Origin of the sequence: Cellvibrio mixtus subsp. mixtus J3-8, assembly GCF_000766945.1 — a bacterium.
GTDB lineage: Bacteria > Pseudomonadota > Gammaproteobacteria > Pseudomonadales > Cellvibrionaceae > Cellvibrio > Cellvibrio mixtus_A.
In genome coordinates this window covers 37,161-60,391 of sequence record NZ_ALBT01000058.1, presented here as the reverse complement: position 1 = coordinate 60,391, position 23,231 = coordinate 37,161, and the positions used below count along the sequence as shown (strand labels likewise).

15 protein-coding genes are annotated in these 23,231 nt (G+C 48.3%); 7 read left to right on the top strand and 8 right to left on the bottom strand.

Translation table 11 applies throughout. The features are described 5' to 3' along the window. The first annotated feature begins 108 nt into the window (after window positions 1-108). The 7 genes from A596_RS03115 to tatC are packed head-to-tail and all read left to right on the top strand — an operon-like array spanning window position 109 to window position 4,612. Window positions 109-1,389, top strand: a complete 1,281-nt coding sequence (locus tag A596_RS03115; protein WP_039912620.1) for an NAD(P)/FAD-dependent oxidoreductase — start codon at window positions 109-111, stop codon at window positions 1,387-1,389. Further along, the gene (locus A596_RS03110; protein WP_039912619.1) at window positions 1,386-2,204 is read left to right on the top strand and encodes an aldo/keto reductase; all 819 of its coding nucleotides are present in this window, start codon (window positions 1,386-1,388) and stop codon (window positions 2,202-2,204) included. The genes A596_RS03115 and A596_RS03110 overlap by 4 nt, the downstream gene beginning before the upstream one ends. Window positions 2,205-2,222: 18 nt before the next feature. Continuing rightward, window positions 2,223-2,603, top strand: a complete 381-nt coding sequence (hisI, locus tag A596_RS03105; RefSeq protein ID WP_039912618.1) for a phosphoribosyl-AMP cyclohydrolase — start codon at window positions 2,223-2,225, stop codon at window positions 2,601-2,603. A 15-nt stretch (window positions 2,604-2,618) separates the two neighbouring features. After that, a complete protein-coding gene (locus A596_RS03100; protein ID WP_039912617.1) occupies window positions 2,619-2,960 on the top strand; it encodes a phosphoribosyl-ATP diphosphatase in 342 nt (113 codons plus the stop codon). Window positions 2,961-2,993: 33 nt separating this feature from the next. After that, complete coding sequence (gene tatA / locus A596_RS03095; protein ID WP_039912616.1) at window positions 2,994-3,269, top strand: twin-arginine translocase TatA/TatE family subunit; 276 nt, start codon at window positions 2,994-2,996, stop codon at window positions 3,267-3,269. A gap of 3 nt (window positions 3,270-3,272) precedes the next feature. Continuing rightward, window positions 3,273-3,824, top strand: coding sequence for a Sec-independent protein translocase protein TatB (gene tatB / locus A596_RS23420; RefSeq protein ID WP_084127980.1), 552 nt, complete (start codon window positions 3,273-3,275; stop codon window positions 3,822-3,824). Window positions 3,825-3,838: 14 nt separating this feature from the next. Beyond that, window positions 3,839-4,612 carry a twin-arginine translocase subunit TatC gene (gene tatC / locus A596_RS03085; protein WP_039912614.1) on the top strand — a complete coding sequence of 258 codons (774 nt, stop codon included), beginning with the start codon at window positions 3,839-3,841 and terminating at the stop codon, window positions 4,610-4,612. An 81-nt stretch (window positions 4,613-4,693) separates the two neighbouring features. Here the strand turns inward: tatC and A596_RS03080 are convergent, their stop codons facing one another. The 8 genes from A596_RS03080 to A596_RS03045 all read right to left on the bottom strand — a co-directional run bounded on the left by A596_RS03080 (window position 4,694) and on the right by A596_RS03045 (window position 23,128). Next, the gene (locus A596_RS03080) at window positions 4,694-4,903 is read right to left on the bottom strand and encodes a DUF2061 domain-containing protein (RefSeq protein WP_039912613.1); all 210 of its coding nucleotides are present in this window, start codon (window positions 4,901-4,903) and stop codon (window positions 4,694-4,696) included. 142 nt (window positions 4,904-5,045) lie between these two features. Then, a complete protein-coding gene (locus tag A596_RS03075) occupies window positions 5,046-5,504 on the bottom strand; it encodes a CYTH domain-containing protein (RefSeq protein WP_039912612.1) in 459 nt (152 codons plus the stop codon). A 428-nt stretch (window positions 5,505-5,932) separates the two neighbouring features. Then, window positions 5,933-8,932: a TonB-dependent receptor gene (locus A596_RS03070; RefSeq protein ID WP_039912611.1), complete on the bottom strand. Its 3,000-nt coding sequence runs from the start codon at window positions 8,930-8,932 to the stop codon at window positions 5,933-5,935. Between the two features lie 69 nt (window positions 8,933-9,001). Then, a complete protein-coding gene (locus A596_RS03065; protein ID WP_039912609.1) occupies window positions 9,002-13,453 on the bottom strand; it encodes an alpha-1,6-glucosidase domain-containing protein in 4,452 nt (1,483 codons plus the stop codon). 731 nt (window positions 13,454-14,184) lie between these two features. Beyond that, complete coding sequence (locus A596_RS03060) at window positions 14,185-16,092, bottom strand: alpha-amylase family glycosyl hydrolase (RefSeq protein ID WP_039912608.1); 1,908 nt, start codon at window positions 16,090-16,092, stop codon at window positions 14,185-14,187. A 148-nt stretch (window positions 16,093-16,240) separates the two neighbouring features. Continuing rightward, window positions 16,241-18,106 carry a glycoside hydrolase family 13 protein gene (locus A596_RS03055; RefSeq protein ID WP_039912607.1) on the bottom strand — a complete coding sequence of 622 codons (1,866 nt, stop codon included), beginning with the start codon at window positions 18,104-18,106 and terminating at the stop codon, window positions 16,241-16,243. Window positions 18,107-18,262: 156 nt separating this feature from the next. Then, entirely contained in the window at window positions 18,263-21,058 is a 2,796-nt protein-coding gene (locus A596_RS03050) for a TonB-dependent receptor (RefSeq protein WP_039912606.1), read from the bottom strand. Window positions 21,059-21,442: 384 nt separating this feature from the next. After that, window positions 21,443-23,128, bottom strand: a complete 1,686-nt coding sequence (locus A596_RS03045; protein WP_235425604.1) for an alpha-glucosidase family protein — start codon at window positions 23,126-23,128, stop codon at window positions 21,443-21,445. Window positions 23,129-23,231: the final 103 nt, after the last annotated feature.

Genomic DNA, 23,231 nt, shown 5'->3' with positions numbered 1-23,231 from the left:
TATTAGCAGCAGAACCCGTCGCTGCGGCAAGGGCATTTCGCGTCGGAAACACTTATACTGCGCGCCCGTCTGCCAGACCTGGATTTTTTACCGGATTCCCGATCACCCATGACCCTCTCACCTGTCAGCATTGCCCTTGACCTCGCCATTATTGGCGGTGGCGTCGCCGGTTTATGGCTGGCCAACCGTGCCGCCAGCGCAGGCTACTCGGTGGCGGTTTTTGAATCCGGCGGCCTTGGTGGCGGCCAGACGCTAGCGTCCCAGGGTATGATCCATGGCGGGATGAAGTACACATTGGCCGGCGCCCTGAGTGGCGCCTCGGAAGCTATCGCAGAGATGCCCGGACATTGGCGCGCCTGCCTGTGCGGTGAAGGCGATGTGGACTTACAGCACACCCGCATCCTCAGTGATCACTTTTTCATGTGGTCTGGCGATGATCCGGGCAGCAAGATTACCGGCTTTTTCGCCAGCAAGATTACCCGGGGCCGGATCGAACCGGTCAACCCCGATCGCCGCCCGCCGCTGTTGCGCCACCCCCTGTTTACCGGCAGCCTCTATCGACTTGAAGACCTGGTAATTGATACACCCAGCCTGGTTAACAACCTTGCCAATAATATCGAGGGGCATTGCTTCCGCATCGACTGGAGTGAGGCACAATTACAGAAGGATGCAAGCGGACAGCTCAGCTTGCACATCCAGACGCAGCAGCAAACGCTGGTTGTCCAGGCCCAACGTTTTATCTTTACTGCGGGTAAAGGCAATGCCGAATTACTCGCACAAATCGGCGAACGGCAGCCAGCGATGCAATTGCGCCCGCTGCAACAGGTAATGGTCAAAAACCATCACCCGTTTGACTTTTACGGCCATTGCCTTGGTATAGGCACCACCCCGCGCCTGACCATTTCCAGCCACCGTTTACCCGATGGCAATCATGTCTGGTATTTGGGTGGAAGCTTGGCGGAAAACGGCGTCAACATGAGCGCGGACGAGCTTATCCGGAAAGCCGAAGCCGAATTACGCGACTTGATTCCCTGGATCAACCTGCACAACGCGGAATGGGCCACCCTGCCTATTGAGCGAGCCGAGCCATTACAACCAGGCTTTGCGCGGCCAGATAACGCCTTTATGGAAAAAGTACCGGGCACTAATCTGTTAGTCGGCTGGCCCACCAAGTTAACCCTCGCACCCAACCTCGCCAACCAGGCGCTGGAACTGCTGAAGGGCGATGGGGTAACTCCACAACCGGCAAGTAACTTCCACTATCTGCATGATTATTTACCCTACGCTGAACCGGATAAAACCCCGTGGGAGAAGGCATTCCCTCCCAAAATCAGCGCCGAAGAAGCCATGGCGTTACGCTTTAAAGAACCGGATGAGAACGACGAATGATGCCACGCAAGCGCCTGGGGCGCACCGATATAGAGATCAGTAGCTTTGGCCTTGGCACTGTGAAGTTTGGCCGCAACCAAAGCCTGAAATATCCCAACCAGTTTGAATTACCGGACGATCAACAACTGCGCGACCTGCTCGCCTGCGCCAGAGACTATGGCGTAAACCTGTTAGACACTGCACCCGCCTATGGCTACAGCGAAGAGCGCTTGGGCGACCTGCTGAAAAAGGAGCGCAAGGAATGGGTGATTTCCACTAAAGTTGGAGAGGAATTCGAGCCTAATAAATTTGATACCGGGGGTAAATCCTGGTTTGACTTCAGCGCCAAACACACACGCTTGAGCGTGGAGCGCTCCATGCGTCGCCTGCGCACAGACTACCTGGATCTGGTGCTTATCCATTCCGATGGCAACGATGTGGGCATACTGACCCAAACCCCGGTTATCCAAACCTTGCAACAACTCAAACAGGAAGGCTGGATACGCGCGTTCGGTATCTCCTCCAAAACCCTGGAAGGCAGCCTGGTTGCTGCTGATATGTGCGATGCGATCATGATGGTTTACACCGCCAATTACACCGATGAGCTACCGGCAATTGAAAAATCCGCACGGCAAAATGTGGCAATTTTATTAAAAAAGGTTCTCGACAGCGGACATATCTGCCATGATGTGCAACCCGCTGAAGACCCTATACAGGCCGCCCTGGATTTTGCTTACGCGCATCCGGGTGTTACCAGCGCCATCCTCGGCACCGTTAACTTGCAACATTTGCGCGCTAACCTAATAAAAGCATTGCGCGCACAAAAGCTGGCGTGAGATTCTATTGAGTAATTTATGAGCAGTTGGTTAGATGCTGTTAACTGGAACAGCGATGGTTTGATTCCAGCAATTGCGCAGGACGCCAAAACCGGCCGTATCCTGATGATGGCCTGGATGAATCGTGAATCCCTGCAGCTGTCTGCCGAGCGTGGCGAAGCCGTTTACTGGTCGCGCTCCCGCAACAAACTCTGGCACAAGGGTGAAACCTCCGGCCACATCCAAAAGCTCCATGAAATACGCCTGGATTGCGATGAGGATGTAATTGTTCTGCAAGTTGAGCAATTGGGCGGCATCGCCTGTCATACCGGACGGGAATCCTGTTTTTACCGGGTATTGAAAGATGGTCAATGGGAAACCGTTGACCCGGTACTGAAAGATCCCTCTGACATTTATTAGTAATAAGCAGATTTCATGAGCAACGATATTCTCAAGCAACTGACGGAAATTCTCGAAGCCCGTAAAAATAATGCGGATGCAGAAAATTCCTACGTTGCCAGCCTGCATAAAAAGGGCTTGAACAAGATTTTGGAAAAAGTCGGTGAGGAGTGCACCGAAACCATACTGGCCGCCAAGGATGCCCAGGCCAGTGGCGACAATTCCGATTTGATCTACGAAACAGCAGACTTGTGGTTTCACAGCCTGGTAATGCTGTCTCACCTCGGCGAAAACGCCGATGCAGTATTGAATGAACTGGCGCGGCGCTTTAACGTATCGGGACACGATGAAAAAGCATCGCGCCCCTCATCAACATAACCACCTTAACTATTCTCCTGCGAGGGTAACATTATGGGACTTACCGGCATCAGTATTTGGCAACTGCTGATTATATTGGCCATCGTCATAGTGCTGTTTGGCACCAAGCGCCTGAAAACGTTGGGCAGCGATCTGGGCGGCATGATCAAAGGCTTCAAAAATTCAATGAACAGCCATGATGATCCTCCCAAAACAGATGAACAAAAGGCCCAGGAGCCACCGCCCCAGCAACCACAACCTATTGCGGCGCAACAAACTGCAGCACCGCAGCCAGCGACCGAAAAAGCTGACCAGAACAATAAGGTTTAAGCCGTGTTCGATATCGGATTTACCGAGTTGCTCCTGTGCCTGATAGTGGGTCTGATTGTTATTGGACCCGAACAACTACCGGGCACGGTGCGCACTGTTGCGTTATGGATAGGCCGCCTCAAGCGTAGCCTCGCCGAAACTCGCAGTGAGATTGAGCGCCAGATCGGCGCTGACGATATTCGTCGCCAGCTCCACAACGAAGAGATTTTGCGCAATATCGAAGAGACCCGCTTGCAGATTGAAGCGTCCATACGCGAGCATGGGTTACTTGAACACACACAAACTGATAATAACGATGCAAAGCCGGTCGCAGCTGATTACGGACCACCGGAAGAATTGCCGGACCATGCCCATGGCAACGATGATTCTCACCAGGCGGTAGTAAAACCAGCCGCGGCAACGCCCGTCGCCGCTACCCCTGCGCCTGTGGCTACAACGCCGCCAGCTCAAGCGAGCCCGGCGACGTCTGCCAATCAGGCAACCGCAGTGACGCCAACAGCCCCGACTGAGCCAGCAAAAGCATCGATTCCGCCCGCAACTGGCACCAGCCATTAATTTAGATTTATTGCATGAATCAGGCATCCGAAGATAAAGAACAACCCTTGGTGCAGCATTTAATCGAGCTGCGTAACCGGGTTCTGCATACCGTTTATTTCCTGTTTGGCGTGTTCGTGTGCCTGTTCCCGTTTGCAAACGAGATTTACGGATTCATCTCTGCACCGCTCCTTGCAGTGCTGCCGGAAGGCACAAGCATGATTGCGACCGATGTGGTATCACCATTTTTCACACCGATGAAGCTGACGTTTTATCTCGCTGTTTACATTTGTATTCCGTTTATCTTCTATCAAATATGGGCATTTGTATCGCCTGGTTTGTATAAGCATGAACGAGATCTGGCGGGGCCGCTGATGCTATCTACGATCCTGCTGTTTTTTGCCGGGATGGCATTTGCGTATTTCTTTGTATTGCCAATGCTGTTCAGCTTCACCATGGGCATACAGCTGGAAGGCGTAGCCGCCATGACCGACATCACCAAGTATCTGGATCTGGTGTTGCAAATGTTCCTCGCCTTTGGCCTGGCGTTTGAGATTCCGATTGCAACGGTATTACTGATATTGTCCGGCGTCGTATCACCGGAAGCCCTGGCAGAAAAGCGCCGCTACATTATTGTGGGCTGTTTTATTGTGGGGATGATCCTGACCCCGCCCGATGTATTCTCCCAAACCATGTTGGCCGTTCCGATGTGGATGCTGTTTGAAGCGGGATTATTCTTTGGCCGGTTACTGAGAAAACGTGGTGAAGATCGCCGTACGGCAGAAGAAGAAAAAGCAAACGAACATTAATTACTGTATCCAAACATTGTTCATCCAAGACAAAGGCCAGCAATTGCTGGCCTTTGTTATTTCCAGGCAGCGATACCGCTGTTAAACCCTGTTAGCAAAGGCCTCCTGTAAGGTGCCTTTATGGGCCTCAAATTTCTTCCAGCCCAATTCATGGAAGTAGAAAGCCACAGTATTGATTGCGGGTTCGATCAACGCTAACGCGCTTCCCACTACCACACTGCCTGTTAATGCATAGCCAACACTGAAGGCCACACTGAAATGGATAACCGCAAAGGTTGCTGTTTTGGCCATGATAAAATCCTCTTGTATCCAATGGGGCGGCTGATCATTTGTCAGCCCATGGATGCATCTTAGGCATGGCCATTCGATTATAAAAGAAAATTAAAATAACAACATTGATAGAAAATTACTATTTAAAGCCTATCGCTAAAAACTACCAGCGAGAGAAAGGGTGAGCAGCCAGACTGGAGTTGTAATAACGGGTATCGCTGGTAACCTCTACACCCACCCACACAGGTTTGTTAAATACCGCGTCTTCCGCCGTCAGTTCGATTTCTGCGATGACCAACCCTGTGTTCTCTCCTAAAAATTCATCCACTTCCCAAATGAAACCTTCATAAGGAATTTTGCGGCGATACTTTTCAATCAATGGTTGCTCGCACATCGCTAGCAACTCACGTGCATCCCACACAGGAATGGGATATTCAAATTCCGCGCGCGTAGCACCAGTAGAAATTCCCTTAATGGTAAGGAACGCTGCTTCACCCGCAATACGCACACGCACCGTGCGCTCTTTCGCGCGGCTCAAATACCCCTGTGAATAATAAACTGCCGGGGCATCACGCCAGGCATCGCCGTGCACTAAAAATTTGCGTTCGATTTCAATCGCCATAACTCATTTTCCTTCAGCAACACTAACAGTCGGGAAGCCAAACAATAACAGTTACAATTTTTTGTTTGGTTAGCAGCCTTTGAGACTAGCGCATAGATGGCAATTCAAGCAAATGATGATGAAAATACAGGATGAGAGAAAAGGAGAAAAAAGCGCAGCCGAAACTGCGCAATATTTATCAACAGCGACGATAAATGTAACAAAGAGGCTCGAGAGCTACATGGAGCAAAAAATTTGTCCCAGTAAACTGGGTGCATATTAGGTGTTTTGATCGAACAGCAACAAGCAACTACATACGTATTCATTTGCGATTTTTTTTGCAAAAAAAACCGCACGATTTTTTGTGCGGTAAGTGGGCATTAAAAAATGGCATTCGTCCAAAATAATAATTTATTCAATCTATGATTTTGGACGCATCAATGACACAGTTAGAAAGTGTAATTCGCACCTACGTAGAAAGTGCGACCAAACCACTGCAATGTCCGTGTCAGTTCTTCATCAAACATATAACTTCTATTTGGTTCATTGGTCAGGTTGGTAACAGAGAAAATAACATCAATACCGTTATCAAATTTGTAGGACGCCTGATAATCCAACAATGTTTCAGGCGCATAAACAATGGGTTGTAAATTCACGTTGCGCGTTTCACCCACAAACGAATCCTGATAGGTCGTTGAGAGCCGTGTTTCAAACGCGCCGTAGCTATAGAACAACGTGAAGTTCGCCGATTTTTCTACCAGACCAGGGAACGGCAAATTGTTGCTGCCCTGAACGCTTTCCACCGGATTCACAACACTGATTTTACTGTCAGTCAGTGAGTAACTGGTACTTACCCCCAAGCCGGCCCAGGGATCAGGCAGGAAGTTAAAGGTTTGGGTGTAGGAAATTTCCAGGCCGCGAATGTATCCACCTTCGCTGTTGTTAATCGATGTTGAATAGTCTCCGTTTTGAACATCTTCCTCAACAATCACTCCACCAGTATTGTTGTTTACGACTTCCCATGTATCCGGCACATCAAACCCTGCTGCACGAAAATCGAAATTTTCGTACGTAATATCCTGGATAAACGATTTGATTTCACGATGATAAACAGCCACAACAAATGCACCGTTGGTATCCGGCATGTAGTGCTCGAAAGAAATATCAACCTGGTCAGCAATAAACGGGGTAAGGAAGGGCGAAGTATTGCTACCATAATTGAAATAAGGGGTGGTTCCTTCAATAGAAATCGTACCTTCCGAATCGGGTGCCGCGAGACGATTGATTGGTGGTCGCGATAACACCCGTGCTAATGCGAGACGCAAACTGTTATCTTCCGACAACGCATAATTGAGGTTGAGCGACGGTAAGTTGTGATCGTATTTAGCACCCAATGTTTGATACGCAAAATCAGCTTTGCATTCACCTACTTCGTCGCAAATTTCGATCGCACCTTTGGATTCATCACCATTGACATTCACAATGGAGACACTTGATTGGTCGGTACGTACATGGCGTAAACCGATATTACCTATTAAATCGCGATCAAATAATGTGGTCGCCAGATTCGCTTGCAAATAAAACGACGTGATATTTTCATCGATGTCTGAACGCTGTTTCATCGACCAATCGCGGCCTTCGCCCCAACGCGCAGCCGGTTCAATTGAACGTGCGCTGGCAACCGGTTTAGGGTTAGCAGCCGTTGGCTCAGGTACTGGCCCCAACACTAAACCTTTGTCGTAAGCCTCTTTCATAATCGCATCACCATCAATGGCGATAAATGAAGGGAAATGCGAGAACTCGCCTTTCCAATTCACCACATCAGAATTTTCGGTAGTGATCGGCAACGACCAATCCGTAAAAATCGTTGTTGCAGCACCATCGCCATACACAAACACCTGGCGACGATCTTTGTGGTTGCGCTCCGAGTAGCGCACACCGGCTTCAACAGAACTGATCAGCGGCACTTCCAATTCATATTTCACATCGAATCGCGCTGCGCTAATCACATCGTCGTTAATGCGCGGATAGCGTTCGTAATTGGCGAGGCGAACATTGCTGACACCGTTGCTATCGTAACTGGTGTAATCGCGACTCATACTCACGCTGGGTACATTAATGCCGTCCAGTAAATATGTAACGGATTGATCCGGATCGCGCTCAAACGGATCAGCATTTGGAGTTGCCGCTGATTTGGGACGATACAAATACGCACGTACAACACCATCCGCTTGTTCACCGGACGCATCGGAGTGCGATAAATCCAGCGATGCCGTCAGTGCATCCTGTTGCCATTGCAAATTCAAACCGCCCGATAACAATTCATTGGTCTGGGTGACATCGTTGCTATTAATTTGCAAATTAAGTGCAGTAGGTGTTTTGTCATTGCTTTTGAATTCGCCTCCGACAACGGCTGTGTTATTCCACAACACCATGCTGGCAATTTCAGCATTGCGCAATGGCTGCACACGGAAGCCGCGCGAGTAACTATCGGATTCAAATTTGGAATAAAAAACATCGGACTGGATGGACAGGTTTTCCGTCGGTTCAAATTGGACCGCCGCCACATAACCATCGCGGGTTTCTTCACCGCCGGTCTGGAATACTTCGAAACCCTCCGCCATAAATACTGATGCAGGGCGATTTGCGGTGGACACGGCATTGAAGTCCCTATCGACAATCGCCGTCGATAAACGCTCGTCCGGTTTAACCAGCGAATAAGGCGTGGTTTCGTAATTATATTGTTCAAAACGCGTGGCAGAACGCGGTTGTACTAACCGTGCATATCCCAACGCAAGGCCGAGTTTGTCATCGAATAATTTTTTCTGGAAGGAAACAGAGAAGCGTTTGCCGTAGGGATCTGCACCGTAAATATCATCGGCTTGATCGTTAAAACTGCCGCGCACGCCGAGTACAACTTTTTGGTCATCTTCCATTTCCAGCGGGTTGGCAGTTTTCAATTCCACGGTGCCCGCCACACCACCTTCAATCAGCGATGCCTTGGGCGACATATACACTTCTACCGATTGGATCAGTTCGGATGGAAACTGGCTGAACTCCATCGCACGGGTACCGTTAGGTGATACCTGCTCGCGGCCATTCAGGGTGGAGAACACAAAGCCTTCACCCATGCCGCGCACCTGGATGGTTCCCGCCTGACCGCCGGAGCGGGTAATGGTGATGCCGGGAACGCGGCCGAGCGCATCGGCGATGGAGGCGTCGGGCAATGCGCCCAGGTCATCGGCAGAAATTGCCTGTACAACGGTGTCTGCGTTGCGCTTGATATCAATGCTGTTCTGGATCGATAAGGCGTAGCCGGTGACCACAACTTCTTCCACGCCTTCTTTCTTGTCGTCGTCTGACGCCTGGGCCAACACACTGTTTGACCAGGGCGCTACCGCCAGGGCAGCAACCATCAGGGCCAGTGGTTTTACGGGGAATTTTTTCATTTTTCGTATTCTCTTTTTCCGTTAGCTATCGCATCGGCTCCCCACCATTGACGGGGGAGCCAGCCGGTTTTAGTTGCCTGTCGCCACTACAGTGATGGTAGGTGCATTGGGGCTAGAGGTATCCACCGTGAAGCGATAGTCCCCAGTACTGGGAATAGTGATCGCCAAATTACTATTGGAACCCTGAATTAATTCAGCCGGCTCACCCAGTAAAATTGCGCCGCCACCAAGATTAGGATTGGTCCAAGTGGCTTCGGCCACTTTGAATTCATATGTGCCAGCCGCCAGTGGTAATATCAGGGAATAGAGCCCCTTCGTTTGGTACACAAGCTTGTTAGTGGCATTAGTTTCATCCCAACCGGAGGAAGACACCTGTCCGCGCAGGTAAATCGGCGTTGCGGCAAATACATCCTCGCGATACACCTTGATCACCGGCGCATCCGGATTGCGTGCATCCACTACAAAGCGATAATTGGCCTCTGCGTCGACATTGAGCCTGAGGTTATCGCCGCCTTGCGCCAGTACCAGGCTCTCACCCAATACCACCGCGCTGGCAGAACCAAGGTTAATGGTGGACCAATCGCTGGAAGCAACTTTGAACTCGTAGGAACCGGGCGCCAGATGCAAACTGGAGGCATAAATACTATTGCCCTCGTAAGCCAATTGGTTACTGGCACTGAAATTCCATCCATTAGCCGTTATCTGACCCGGTAGATAAACAGGCGTACCTTTCCAGGTTTCCGGATCGATTACCCGCAGGGTTGGTGCAGTAGTGCTGCTGGAAGCATCCAGTTCGAAGCGATACTGACCGGCAGTAGCCACGGTAATGGCGATATTGTCATTGCTGCCTTGTGTCAGCGTGATCGAGCCACCAATGCTGATTGGTTGGTTCGAGCCAAGGTTCGGGCTGCTCCAGTTAGCTTCTGCAACTTTGAAGTTATGGGTTCCGGCACTCACGTTCAGCAACACCGAATAAATACCATCGCCGTCATAGGTCATGCGATTTGCTGCGGTTGCATCCCAACCGGCAGCCGATACATCACCACGCACATAAACCGCCGTATCGCCATAAGGCACTACGGTGCTGGAGCCGATGCTGGCAGTTGCCGATAAGCCTTCCCCCTGCGCTCCCATCTGCGCTTTCACAAAAACAGCAGTGGTATAAGCGGGAACACTGAAAGTGCCGCCACCGTCTGCCGCTGTAAAGCTGGCAGTACGCACTACGGAATCGGCCGAGTTTTTCTGGATGCTATGCAGCGTAAAACCGCTCGCGGTTTTTACCGTTGGCGTTTGCGTGGACGCAGTACCGTTAATCACGACAACGATGGCATCGACAGCCGGGTCGAGATCTGCACGGGCAATACCACTATCGCCAACAGTGCCGACACCATCATCGATGCTGTACACAATCAGCCCCGCTACCTGGCTCTTGCCTCCATCGTGGAAACCGACACGATCCAACACCTCATCGGCGGTCTGCAGGCTGAATAACGGGCTGCCAGATGCGATAGACAGGAACTCGTCAAACACGGAGGAAGCTTGCGCGATATGGTTAGCCATTGGCTTGGTATTCGGATTGGCAAACAGGGTTTGCACATAAGGATCCGTCACACCATCGCGCAATTCCGGTGGCAAACCGACTGCCCAGTTATTGGTTTGTTTGGTGAAATCCACCGCATTAAACCAATCGCCCGCGTTGTAGCTGTTAGGCGACATGGATTTGGAGCGCAGCAAGTCGTTGCCCATATGGATAAACGGCACGCCCTGGCTCAGCAAGGGAATAGAACTGGTCAGGCTACTAATACGTACACGGTCAGCAATTCCCAATGACGCTGGTACCGCATCGGGGCGATGGATCCAGTCCCACAGGGTTTCGTTATCGTGCTTATCCACATAGTTAACGGCCTCTTGCGGATCGAGGTTATAGGCACCTACAGTTTCCGCATTAACAACCGCACCGGATCGGGTTTTGAGCTTGAAGTTTCTGAGGTTACCCGCAAGGCCGGCGCGCACCGCATCTACATTTTCACCACGGATCAACGCCAAACGTTGCAAGGGATTGCGGATACGATCATTGAACGTACCAATACCGGTACCTGCCAACGCATCCTGCACGGCGCGCTCGACGATACGATCCCCCGAGGTGCCGCCCGCCGGTGTCCAGGCTTCGGCGTAGAAGTAATTATCGGCATCCACCGCTTGCACGGCTTCATAAGCATCGACCAAAACGGATTTGGGCATAAAGCCGGATTGGTCAAAACGGAAGCCATCCACTTTATATTGCTGCGCCCACTGCACCACAGAGTCAGCAACGAATTTGCCCATCATGCGATGTTCCGTTGCGGTATCCGGTCCGGCAGCCGTACCTCTTTCCGGCTCGGCGGTGGCGGGATTGGTGCGATAGTAATACCCGGGAACCACTTTATCGAACACGGAATTAGCCGCCTCAAAACCGGATGAAACGGTGTGCGGATACACCACATCCATCACCACACGCAAACCCAGTTGATGCAACGCCATGTTCATTTCACGCATTTCTTTTACACGCACCGCGCCCTGCGGATTGGTGGCGTAGCTACCTTCCGGCGCATTGAAATGTTGCGGGTCATAACCCCAGTTGAAACCATCAAGATCCGCCATAGCCGCAGCCAGCGAACGCGCTTTGGCGGATTGTGGATCAAACCCTTGCAACACACTGCGAATAGTGGCGCCGTTACTCACAGAACCATCGCATACCTCCACGGAGGCCTTGTCCGCGACTTTTTGACACAACTCAAAAATATAACTGTCGAGGTTTATTTGCGCCGTGACATCTTCGTTGACGGAAGAAATATCATTACTCGGTAGCAAATGAATATGAGTAAGGCCTGATGCAACCAGTTTGCGCAAGTGCTCAACCGGTGCCGTATTGGTTTGGGCAAATGCAAGATATTTACCGCGGAACGCCGCCGGCGTGCTTTGATCACTAACACTGAAATCGCGCACATGGCCTTCATAAATTGTTGCCGCTTCCGGTGAAACAACCGTAGGCACGGCGTGATTATCCCAGCCTGCCGGTTTCAAATCCGCATCATTCAAGTTCACAAATTGTGAATGGCGACTGTTAGTCGACAGCGAGACCGAATAAGGATCAGTCACCTCCAGGCGCTGCACTTTTTTCGCCAATGGATTATAAGCAGTCACGCGGAAACGGTAATACTTGCGGTCCAGTTCCGCGGCCGAACCTTTGTAACTCCAGATACCGGTATGCGCATCCCACTGCATGGTTTTTGTATCGGCAACACGCAAAGGTTCACCGGAATAAATACGCAGTTCAACATTTTGTGCGGTGGGAGCCCACACAGAAACGCCTACACCATCGCTGTAATTCACACCGAGTTTTGCTTCATCCGCATCGGCATTTGCACCTGCGGTGTAGAGCGCATCCAACACATGGGGCAATTGGATTCGCGTAGCGCGGCCGCGTTCGATAGTGACCGTTTCATCCTTATCATTTTTTTCAACAGAATCGTAACGCCCGAGAATAATCAGTTCGTCTTTCAACGCGGATTTAATCGTGTCAATAGAAATACTGGACGGTAAGTCGTAAGCGAGGTAACTCTCCAGGTGCGGCACCAGCGCCTGCTCTTCTTCAGTCATCGGACGACCAGGATTTAGCGTTGCCAATAATTGGCCGCCTTGCACACTGCCATCTTGCGCTGCACTGATACCACCGGTAGTTGAACGATAAAGTTCAACTTTTTTATTCGCCGCAAATTCGCGATTCCACAAAATAGTACGCGGGCTAATCCAATGCGCCTCCACATCGCTAATATTTACCAACGGACGTTCAAGCGTACATTTTTCAGTAAGGCAAACCGGAATATCACTCAACCGGCTATTGCGCATGTTGCTGGTATTTATCACCACCCAGGCCATGCGATCAAAATCGCCACCGCCGCGTTTAATACTGATTTGCATGTTTTCAGTTTGCGCAGCGCCGCCGGGAGTTTTGATAATGAAATTACCGCAAGTGCCTAATTCGCTGGCAGGAATTACAAAGAACGCACCGTAGTAAGGGTCATGGCGTTCGCCGGCTGCACCGGTATTTTTGCTGCTGATACCCGGGCCAACTGGCCAGGTAGTAGGAATGGTGTAGGACTTGCCGGTACTGTCCGTTGCGGAACTTCCCCAGCCACCGCCGCAATCCTGCCACAAATGCAGGTTGTAACCGGCAAACGCACTGAAGCGCTCATCATCTGTGCCTTCCACATTTACATAAATCACAACTTCATTGGGTCCCGGTTTTCTTTCCGGTGCCGGGAAATCCGGCACGATACAATTTTCACCATCGCGCACTTGCCCTTCAGGACAAGCAGGTAATTCATAAGGAGGACGAGGATCACCACAAGTGCCGTTATCCAGCACCACTTGCGGATCACGACAGGTCGGCAAATCAACTTTTTTATTATCAGTACCACTACCGCCGCCACAACCGGTCAACGTAAAAACGACTAATAACAGGGGGAGAACTCCCTGCATTAGCCGCCTGATTTTATTTCGAGCGTTAAGGTTCATTTGCTATCTCCCACAATATTATTTTTACATTGGTATCAAACACGAACAGGTAGCCGGCAACATTGCATTAACAAGTTGCGCTCATATATTTCTGATCTTAATGAGCATTTTTTTAGTTATCGCTCGCAAATATTTGCATCCGGGCCACAAAAAAACATGCATTAAAAAATGCTGCATGGCAGACAGGATTTTTTACAAAATCAATCAATTGAATTAATAAATTAATGCTCAAAGCTTAGTCTAAGTTTGCAAATTTCCATTCGCAAACTACATACGTATGCAAAAAACCGGCAGATAAAACAACGCCTTTGCATACGTATGCAAAGGCGCAAAAGGAGAATAAAAGTAACACCAGCAGAAATAAATGCAGATAAACCCTGCGCTAGCAGAGAACCACTATTCTGCTTTGATTAATTGCTAATAAAAAAATATTGGCAAAGAAATTAATATTCAATGATTACCGGCCGGCATTAAGGGGACTTAGGCTAAATCTATACAAATATTTTTAAGCGGATTAATCCTGAGCGGATGCCTTTTATCAATGATGTGGCAAAACGATACGGTGTTAGCAAATCAATATAGTAAGTTGATGACATAAAAAATCCCGGTACAGCTACCATTTTATTCACGCAGAATACCAGCCGGATTTTGTTACCAACTCACTACATAGTAATCAACTACATACTTTAAAATTATTAATTTTTTAACTGCAAAACCAACGATTCCAACGGCGCCAGCTTGATAGTAACGCTGGCACTTTTATCGTGAACGTGCAGTAGCAATGTTCTGTTTTCGCCGAGCCTCGACTGCAATTCGTATTCAGGCTTTGTAAGCTGCCATTGCTCCACCAGATCAGGCGTCAATTGCAAATTGAATTCGCGCACCTCAGTCGCACTGAAATTACTGACCACCAACCATTGTTGATGGGAATTCCACCGCGCAAAGGCAAAAACTTTTCCATCATAGCCGCCGCCCGCGTAGCGATTCAGACTGTGTAATTCGCGATATTCGCCACTAAAACCCGACTCACGAGCAGAAAGGTTTAGCAACTGGCGATAAAATTCCCGCAAGTCTTTTTCAGCAGCGGTTGATTGCCCACCATCAAATTTTCCACCGTTCATAAAACGTTGGTGTGCAGGTACACCGGCGTAATCGAAAATTGTCGTGCGCGACGGACTACCAAAACCAGATGCTAAAGCACCTGCTTCACCCACCTCCTGTCCAAAATACAGCATGGTTGGCGAACGACTGATTAATGCAGACACCACCATTGCCGGCTTGGCTTTTTGTGCATCGCCTGCAAATTCAGGGCTGACAATACGTTGCTCATCGTGATTCTCCAGGAAATGCAGCATATGGGATTCAATATCTGCCATACCGCTTTGCACTTGCGCAATCACATCCGTTGGTGCGCGATTCTGGATGATCGCTTTCAAACTATCGTACATTTCTACTTTATCGTAGAGATAATCCATTTTTCCCAAGCGCAAATAATTACGATACTCCGCCGGGTTATAAACTTCCGCCAATAAAAATGCATCAGGATTTTTTTGTTTGATTGCAGAATTCAAGTAACTCCAGAATTCAACCGGGACCATTTCTGCCATATCAAAACGGAAACCATCGACATGTTTATCCAACCAATATTCGACAATCTGGCGGAATTTAATCCATGAATCCGGTACCGATTTCCCTCGCCAGAACTCTGCATGCTCACGCACATCTTTGTATGCATACTCTGCCGGCAGCAGTGGAAAATCTTTATAGCCATCGGCACTGACACCGTAATTAATTTTTACGGTCTCATACCAATCATCAAATTTCGGTTGCGCCAACCGGGAACCATTCCCAGTCCATTTGGCAGGAACTTCATAAAATTGTCCGTCACTTAGAAAATGCGGCTCACCACCCAACGGGCGATAATGATGCTGCGGCTCTGGCACCTTGAAAGGCTGGTTCACCACATAATAAAAATTATTATCGCGCGCATATTCAACATGGGTATTATCGCGCGCACCAAAATCATCGACACCGGCCGGTTTGCTGAGTGAATGATAAGAACGCGCAACATGGTTGGGAACTATATCGATAATTACCTTCATGCCCTGTGCATGGGTGCGTGCAATTAATGCTTCAAATTCTTGCAGGCGCTGTGCGGGATCAACCGCTAAATCAGGATTCACATTGTAATAATCTTTAACCGCATACGGCGAACCGGCGCGGCCCTTCACGACATCGGGGTCGTCATTGGTAATACCGTAAGCCGTGTAATCGCGAATCACCGCGTGATGCGGCACACCGGTATACCACACATGGGTTGTGCCTAATTCTTTAATCGATTTGAGTGCAGCCTCATCAATATCATTAAATTTCCCGACACCATTTTCCTCAATAGTGCCCCAGGGTTTATTGGTGGTGTTTTTATTGCCATAAAGACGCGTGAAAATCTGGTACACGACAGGTTTACCCTGCATCACCGCCTCCTTATTGATTGATGGATTATGGGCCGATGTTGCCTGGGCTGATGGTGCTGTTTGATCTGTAGTCGAGGAGCAAGCGGACAATGCCAACACCATAGCGCTAATAAGTATTTTTGTTTTCATATATTTTTCCAGACCACCATAGCTGTCATGATGTATATCAGCGAACAGCTACGGCAATGATGTTGGACAATTAAGTAGCAATTGAATTCATTTTTCGCCACACTCCCTTAAAGAGCAGGGAAGCGAGAATAACAAAAAATATCACCCGCTATTCCAGTTCAAGCACCAATGATGATTTGGCTGGCAACACCAGTGATTCACCCAACACAATTTTCTTATTGGCCAATACGTTTTGCGCGCCGGTTTTATCTTTCAAAAAAGAATTAAAGCGCGATAACGCCAAGGTTTTTTCCTGCGTGTTTTTGTTGAGCACGACCATCACGGTTTTATTATCGAGATAACGGAAATAAACGTAGACTCCATCAACCGGAGCAAAGTGTTGTAATTTTCCTGAGTGGATCACCGTGGATTCTTTGCGCCAGTTAAATAATTGTTTTATAAATTGCTGCGCGTCTTTTTCTTTTGCAGTCAGGCCTTTTCCAGTGAATGCATTTTTACTATCCCCCTTCCAACCACCGGGCATATCGGCGCGCACGGCACCGTCATCGCGCTCTTTAGGGCTCGTTAGTAACACTTCCGAGCCGTAATAAAATTGCGGGATCCCACGCATGGTTGCTAAATAAACCATTGCCATTTTGAACAGATCCAGATCTTCATCCAGGATTGAATAAATACGCGCAGTATCGTGATTCTCAGGAAATATCACCAGATTAAACGGATCGGGATAAATAAAATCATTGGCCAGGGTTTCATACAAACGAATCACACCCATGCCCCAACTTTCTTCTTCGCTTAACGCCAGGCGCAATGCATCGTGAATTGGAAAATCCATCATGCTGGGTATATGCGGAACATGGCCGCTCGGATTTTGCTTGCCTTTTTGCCAGTGGGCAATAATCGCCGGATTACTACTCCACTCTTCGCCGACCATATTAAAATTTGGATATTCCTCCATCACTATTTTTGCCCAACGTGACAAGAACTCAGCATCCGCATAACCGTAAGTGTCTTCGCGCACACCACTTAAGCCGGCGTATTCAATCCACCACAATGTGTTTTGAATAAGATAAGTCGCCAGGTGCGGATTGTTTTGATTTAAATCTGGCATGGTGGTGACAAACCAGCCGCCGGTAAATAATGCTTTATCATCCGGCGCGGCATAAGGGTCTTGAATAGTAGTGCGACGATGTGAGGTTTCCGTATATTTATCCGGAAAATTCAACCAGTCTTTTTCCGGCATGTCCGCCATCCACCAATGTTTGGAACCGATATGATTGAGCACTATATCCTGGATAACCCCCATGCCTTTTTGTTTTGCCTTGCGCACAAATTTTTTAAAATCGTCATTAGTGCCATAGCGCGCATCGATTAAATATAAATTGGTCGCGGCGTATCCATGATAGGAATATTCAGGCTGGTTATTTTCCGTTAATGGATTTGGCCAGATTTGCGTGAACCCCATTGTCGCGATGTAATCCAGATGTTGCGTCATACCCGCAATATCACCGCCGTGGCGACCGCCTTTAAATTTACGATCAGGTTGTTCCGTAAAACCCGGCAAGGCATCGTTAGCCGAATTGCCATCGGCAAAGCGATCCGGTGTAATCAAATAAATAGCATCACGTGAACTAAAACCAATGCGTTCGGCAGATTTTTTTTCACGTGCGAACAACGTATAAGTTGCGCTACTTTTTTCTTGTCCATCCAGCAAAAAACGAATTGGAAATTTTCCCGGCCTCGCTGTTCCTGCAATATCAATAGTGACAAATAAGTAATTAGGGTTATCTGCTTTTTCACTGTGGACAATAGTTACGCCCGGATAATCAATTGCTGGCAGCGTTGATCCAATATTCTCTCCATGTACCATCAATTCAACTTGATCGTACTTCATTCCCACCCACCAGTTAGCAGGTTCCAGATGCTGGATTTTGTAGGGTTCGGCGTTCGCACACAGCGGCAATAATGCGGCAAAATTGAATACCAGCAACCATCGCAGGAGGATAATTTTTTTCATAGGAAACCTGTTGTTATCGTTGTGCAATAAAAAATTTAAGGTGGATTTATTGTAGCCAATCAACAGCGAGATAAATCTTAAAAAAAAAACCTGCCAGCATTCACTGGCAGGTTTTGATGCATCTACACCATGGCCTGACTCAGGCTTGGCATTTAATTAGAACTTGTAATTCACGCCCAACAAATAGTTAGCACCGAAATGCTGGTAACGATTAATTTGACGTGAATCAGTTTCCTGGGTAGTAATGGTTTCTTCATCGGTCAGGTTTTGCGCTTGCAATGTCAACGTCAAACCATCCAGTGACTTAATACCTGACTCACTGAAATCGTAACCGATTTGTGCATCCCACAACTCACCACCCTGATCCACTGCCGGCACCAGGCTTAAGCTAACGCCGCGCTCTTCACTCAGGTAAGCATCACGCTTGCGACCGCTAACACGGAATTCAAAACCACCTTTTTCAAAATACACCGTCAATTGGTAGGATTCTTTTGAAAGACCGGGAATACGCTGTTTTTCACCGTCATAATCAATTTCACCATCCAGGAAGGTGGCGCTGGTGAGAATACCGAAACCATCCAGCGCATCGCTAAATACATGGAACGGCAAACTGACTTGCACTTCATTACCGGCAACATAACCACTGCCCGCTTCAAACGTTCTGGTGGTTAAACCGCTGGTGGAAACCAGTTCGGGAATTCCCGCATCGTGATAACCGGGAATAATCCAGGATGTGAAATCCGTAACAACACTTTCAGACAAATGCCAGTTTTGCAGGTCTTTATAGAAATAAGTCAATGACACAAAACCATCATCAGCAAAATAATATTCGTAAGAAAGGTCTGACTGAATTGCTTCGATAGGTTTTAAATGCGTATTACCTTCCGATGCATCCCATGCACTGAATTGCGGATCGGAACTGCTGCGACGAGCGGTATCAAAACTGAAACCAATTACGCTGTTAGGACGCATTGCATCCATGCGTGCACGCGATGCGGTTTTTGATGCGGCAAAGCGCAGGATTTGTTCATCCGTCAATTGGAAATTCATATTCAAGGATGGCAACAACTTTGTGTATTTGTCGCTATCGGACACCGGAATTGCCGCTACGAAAGTATCCGCGCCGGTGTATGCATCAAAACCTGTTCCCGATTGATCAGAAGAAACCACTTGCAAACCGATATTACCGGTAAGGATGCCGGTTTCAAATTTTGCCAAACCGTATGCAGTAGTTACTTTTTCAGTTACTTCGTAAGTATCGCCTTTGCGATTCGGCTCGGTAGTAGTTGCATCAATGGAACGATACAAACCATCTTTATAAATACCAATGCCGTCATACGCCAGAATGCTGCCAAGGCCAAGGAAACTTAAATCAGCAGTTCCGACAATATATTCGTCCGGTACTGCGACATCGCCATTGGCAATGGTCACACCATCAGCCGCATAAAAACCGGGAGCGGTGAGGAATGCACCGTAGTTAACTTTGGATTTGGTGCGATCAGAATAATTAATACCGAATTCAACGCCGTTAATTATCGAAAATTCAACATCACCTTCTGCTTGCAAACGCACAGCATCCAGTTTCTCTTCGAAATACGGGTTATTTACAAAACCATCTTGCGCATTATTTTGTCCGCCAACCAACGGCGCAATTGCACCGCCCCATGCTTGTGGGCCAGCCAGGCGAATATTTGCAGGATTAGAATAATCCGGCGTTGTTAATGTTGAATGCGGGCCAAATATTGCGCCCTTGGATGTTAATACGTAAGAGCGCGCTGCCGGTGCACCTTGAGTTGCAGTGCCAGCACGACCAACACCGGAATAGCTTTCGATATTTAATAAATCTTTTGATGATTCACCGCTGGATACATCCAGTGTTAACGACCAGTCATCGTTAATTAAATATTCTGCATTGAAACCGAATGTGGTGAGTTCACCTTCTTTCACTTCACCGTCGTTGCGAATAACGCTATGGAAACCGCTCCACTCACCAGCAGTAACCAAATTATTTTCAATGACAGAATGCACGTTGGTTACACCGCCGCCCCACACGGTTCCCTCTTCCATACCGCGAAATACTTTGGAGTCAGTGAAATCGATATAGAGCGCATCCAGTGCAAAAGTCCATTGATCATTGGGTGCAAATTGCACAACACCGGCGTATGTATCGCGCTCCATTAATGCTGAGCGTACAAACGAATCATGCCCACCCAATGCAACCACCTCACCGGGACCTTCGTTATCGAGATCGGCATAACCCCATCCACGGAATTGTTCTTCCTGGCTGGGTGATTCCATGGTGGCGATAGATAACGCAACGCCTACGGTGTCATCCGCAAATTTGTCGGAATAAATAAATGCCAGGCGATGACCGGTGTCATCATAATCCGGGTTCGCTGACGATAATTCGTTAAATTCGTAGTTCGCATTCAGGGTTACGATGCGATCACGTTCGAGCGGGCGAATGGTTTGCAAATCAACAATACCACCGAGGCCCTGGTGCACTTTGCTGGCGTCCGGCGTTTTATAAACAACAGCGCCCGATAAAATTTCAGAAGGATACAAATCGTATTCAACACCGCGGTTATCGCCGATGCCTAAAATTTCACGGCCGTTTAATGTAGTCGCTACATAGTTTTCATTAAAGCCGCGCACTGAAATGCCACTGGTGCGTCCATCGCGACGTTCACCGGTCAAGCCGGGCAAACGGGCCAGAGATTCGGCAATACTGGTATCGGGTAATTTACCGATGTCTTCAGCGGTCAATGCTTCAACAACAGAAGGCGATGCCTGCTTGGTTGCAATAGAATTTTGCAAACTGGCACGAAAGCCGGTCACTGTGACTTCTTCAACTTGTTCGTCGGCACCTTGCGCGTAAACACCTTGTGAACCAGCGACCATTGCCATAGTGGTAGCCAGAGCGAGCATGTGGTTGAACGTGGGTTTTCTCATGGTTTTTCTCTCCGCGGAGTATAGCTTTTATTGTTAGCCTGTATGGTTAGCCTAATGCTTGAACGACACTCCCTCGTACGCAATATGCGCAACCCAGAACGGCTTTGTCGTTAAAACGATGGTAGGCCCTAGCACCTGATGATCACAATAGAATGCATACGTATTCAAAAGAGCGCATACGTATGCAATCACCTGTCATTACGGAACAATTAGCGCTCTTGCATTTAATTAAAAAGCCTAGTCGATTAATTTTTTCAATCCGGAAATTAAAAAAATTAACGATTAATAAATAATTTTTACACTGTGTCGAAAATAAAAAAGAGGGCGAAATCGCCCTCAAAAAGTAAAACAAACGACAGGGACACACTAAATAGTGGCGGGGCATTAACCCACACGCGCAATCAATGCAGAGTACGCCGGGATTTCAAGGTGATTTGCCGTAGTGCTTGCTGAATAGCAACCGTGACCTTCCACTGATTGGAGCGAGTAGGTATTATCCAATTCAATCGTCGTTGCAACCGCAGCGAAATTAAATGCGCACAACAAACGCTCACCTTCATACTGGCGAACAAAAACCAAATAGTCGTCTGCATCCGCAATAAATTTAATATCGCCCAAGCGTATCGCCGGTTGCGCTTTGCGCCAGCGCATAAATGTGCGATAGGCGTTTAAAATGGAGTCACTGTTGTCATCCTGTAAACTGATCGCCATTTTTTTATGTTCCGCAGGAACCGGCAACCAGGTTTTGTTACTGGAAAAACCGGCGTGTTCATCGCAGTGATTCCACGGCATTGGCGTACGGCAACCATCGCGGCCTTTAAAGCGTGGCCAAAAGGTAATACCGTAAGGATCTTGCAATTCGTGTTGTGCAATTTCCGCTTCGGTTAACCCTAACTCTTCACCTTGATAAGAACACACGCTGCCACGCAACGATAACAACATCGCATTCAATGTTTTTGCTAACTGCGGCGATTGGTCTGCGCCACCCCAGCGCGACATAAAGCGACGCACATCGTGGTTGCCAATTGCCCAGCATGGCCACCCTTCGGTTAATTTACTTTCCAGTGTTTCTACGGTTTCACGGATGTAACTGCCGGATAATTTTTCTACCAATAATTCAAAACTGTACGCCATATGCAAGCGTGAATTACCGGTAGTGTATTCCGCCATGGTTTTCAATGAATCATCAGCAGAAATTTCACCGAGTGTGACGGTGCCGGGATAACGATCCATTAATGCGCGTAACGATTCCAGGAACGCAAGATTTTCCGGGCGCGTGTTGTCGTAAATATGCTTCTGGAATGCATAGGGATTATCGACTGAAAAACCGCGGCCTTTGCGCTCTGCTTCCGGCTTAACCGGATTGGAGCGCAATTCTTTATCGTGGTAGCAAAAATTAATCGCGTCCAGGCGCAACCCATCCACACCGCGTTTTAACCAGAATTCAACTTCATCCAGAATTTGCTGGCGCACTGCGTCGCAGTGGTAATTTAAATCCGGTTGGGTTTTTAAAAAATTATGTAAAAAATATTGGCAGCGACGAGGTTCCCATTCCCAGGCAGAACCACCAAAAATCGCGAGCCAGTTATTCGGCGGGTTACCGTCAGGTAAAGGATCAGCCCACACATACCAATCGGCTTTTGGATTGTCGCGCGACTCGCGACTTTCCTGAAACCATGCGTGCATATCTGAAGTGTGACTCAGCACCTGGTCGATAATTATTTTGATGCCGCGCGCATGGGCTTTGGCAATCAGCTCATCAAAATCAGCAAGGGTTCCGAAGATAGGATCTATATCGCGATAGTCACTGATATCGTAACCAAAATCTTTCATCGGCGATTTAAAAAACGGGGATACCCAAATCGCATCCACCCCAAGGCTGGCGATGTAATCGAGTTTGCTAATGATGCCTGGAATATCACCTATGCCGTCATTGTTGGCGTCCATCATGCTGCGTGGATATACCTGATATACCACCGCGCCGCGCCACCAGGGAGTCGTTGTCATTACGGGAATCTCTACATTTTTATGGATCTTACGAATCGCACCAGCCCATCCGGATCGATTCAAACTTCATGTTTACACCATACGCGAGCCCTTTTTTTTCGCCAAGTGACTACATACGTATGCAAATCGCCCGACCGATTTTTAACGCAAAATTTCCCATAGAATA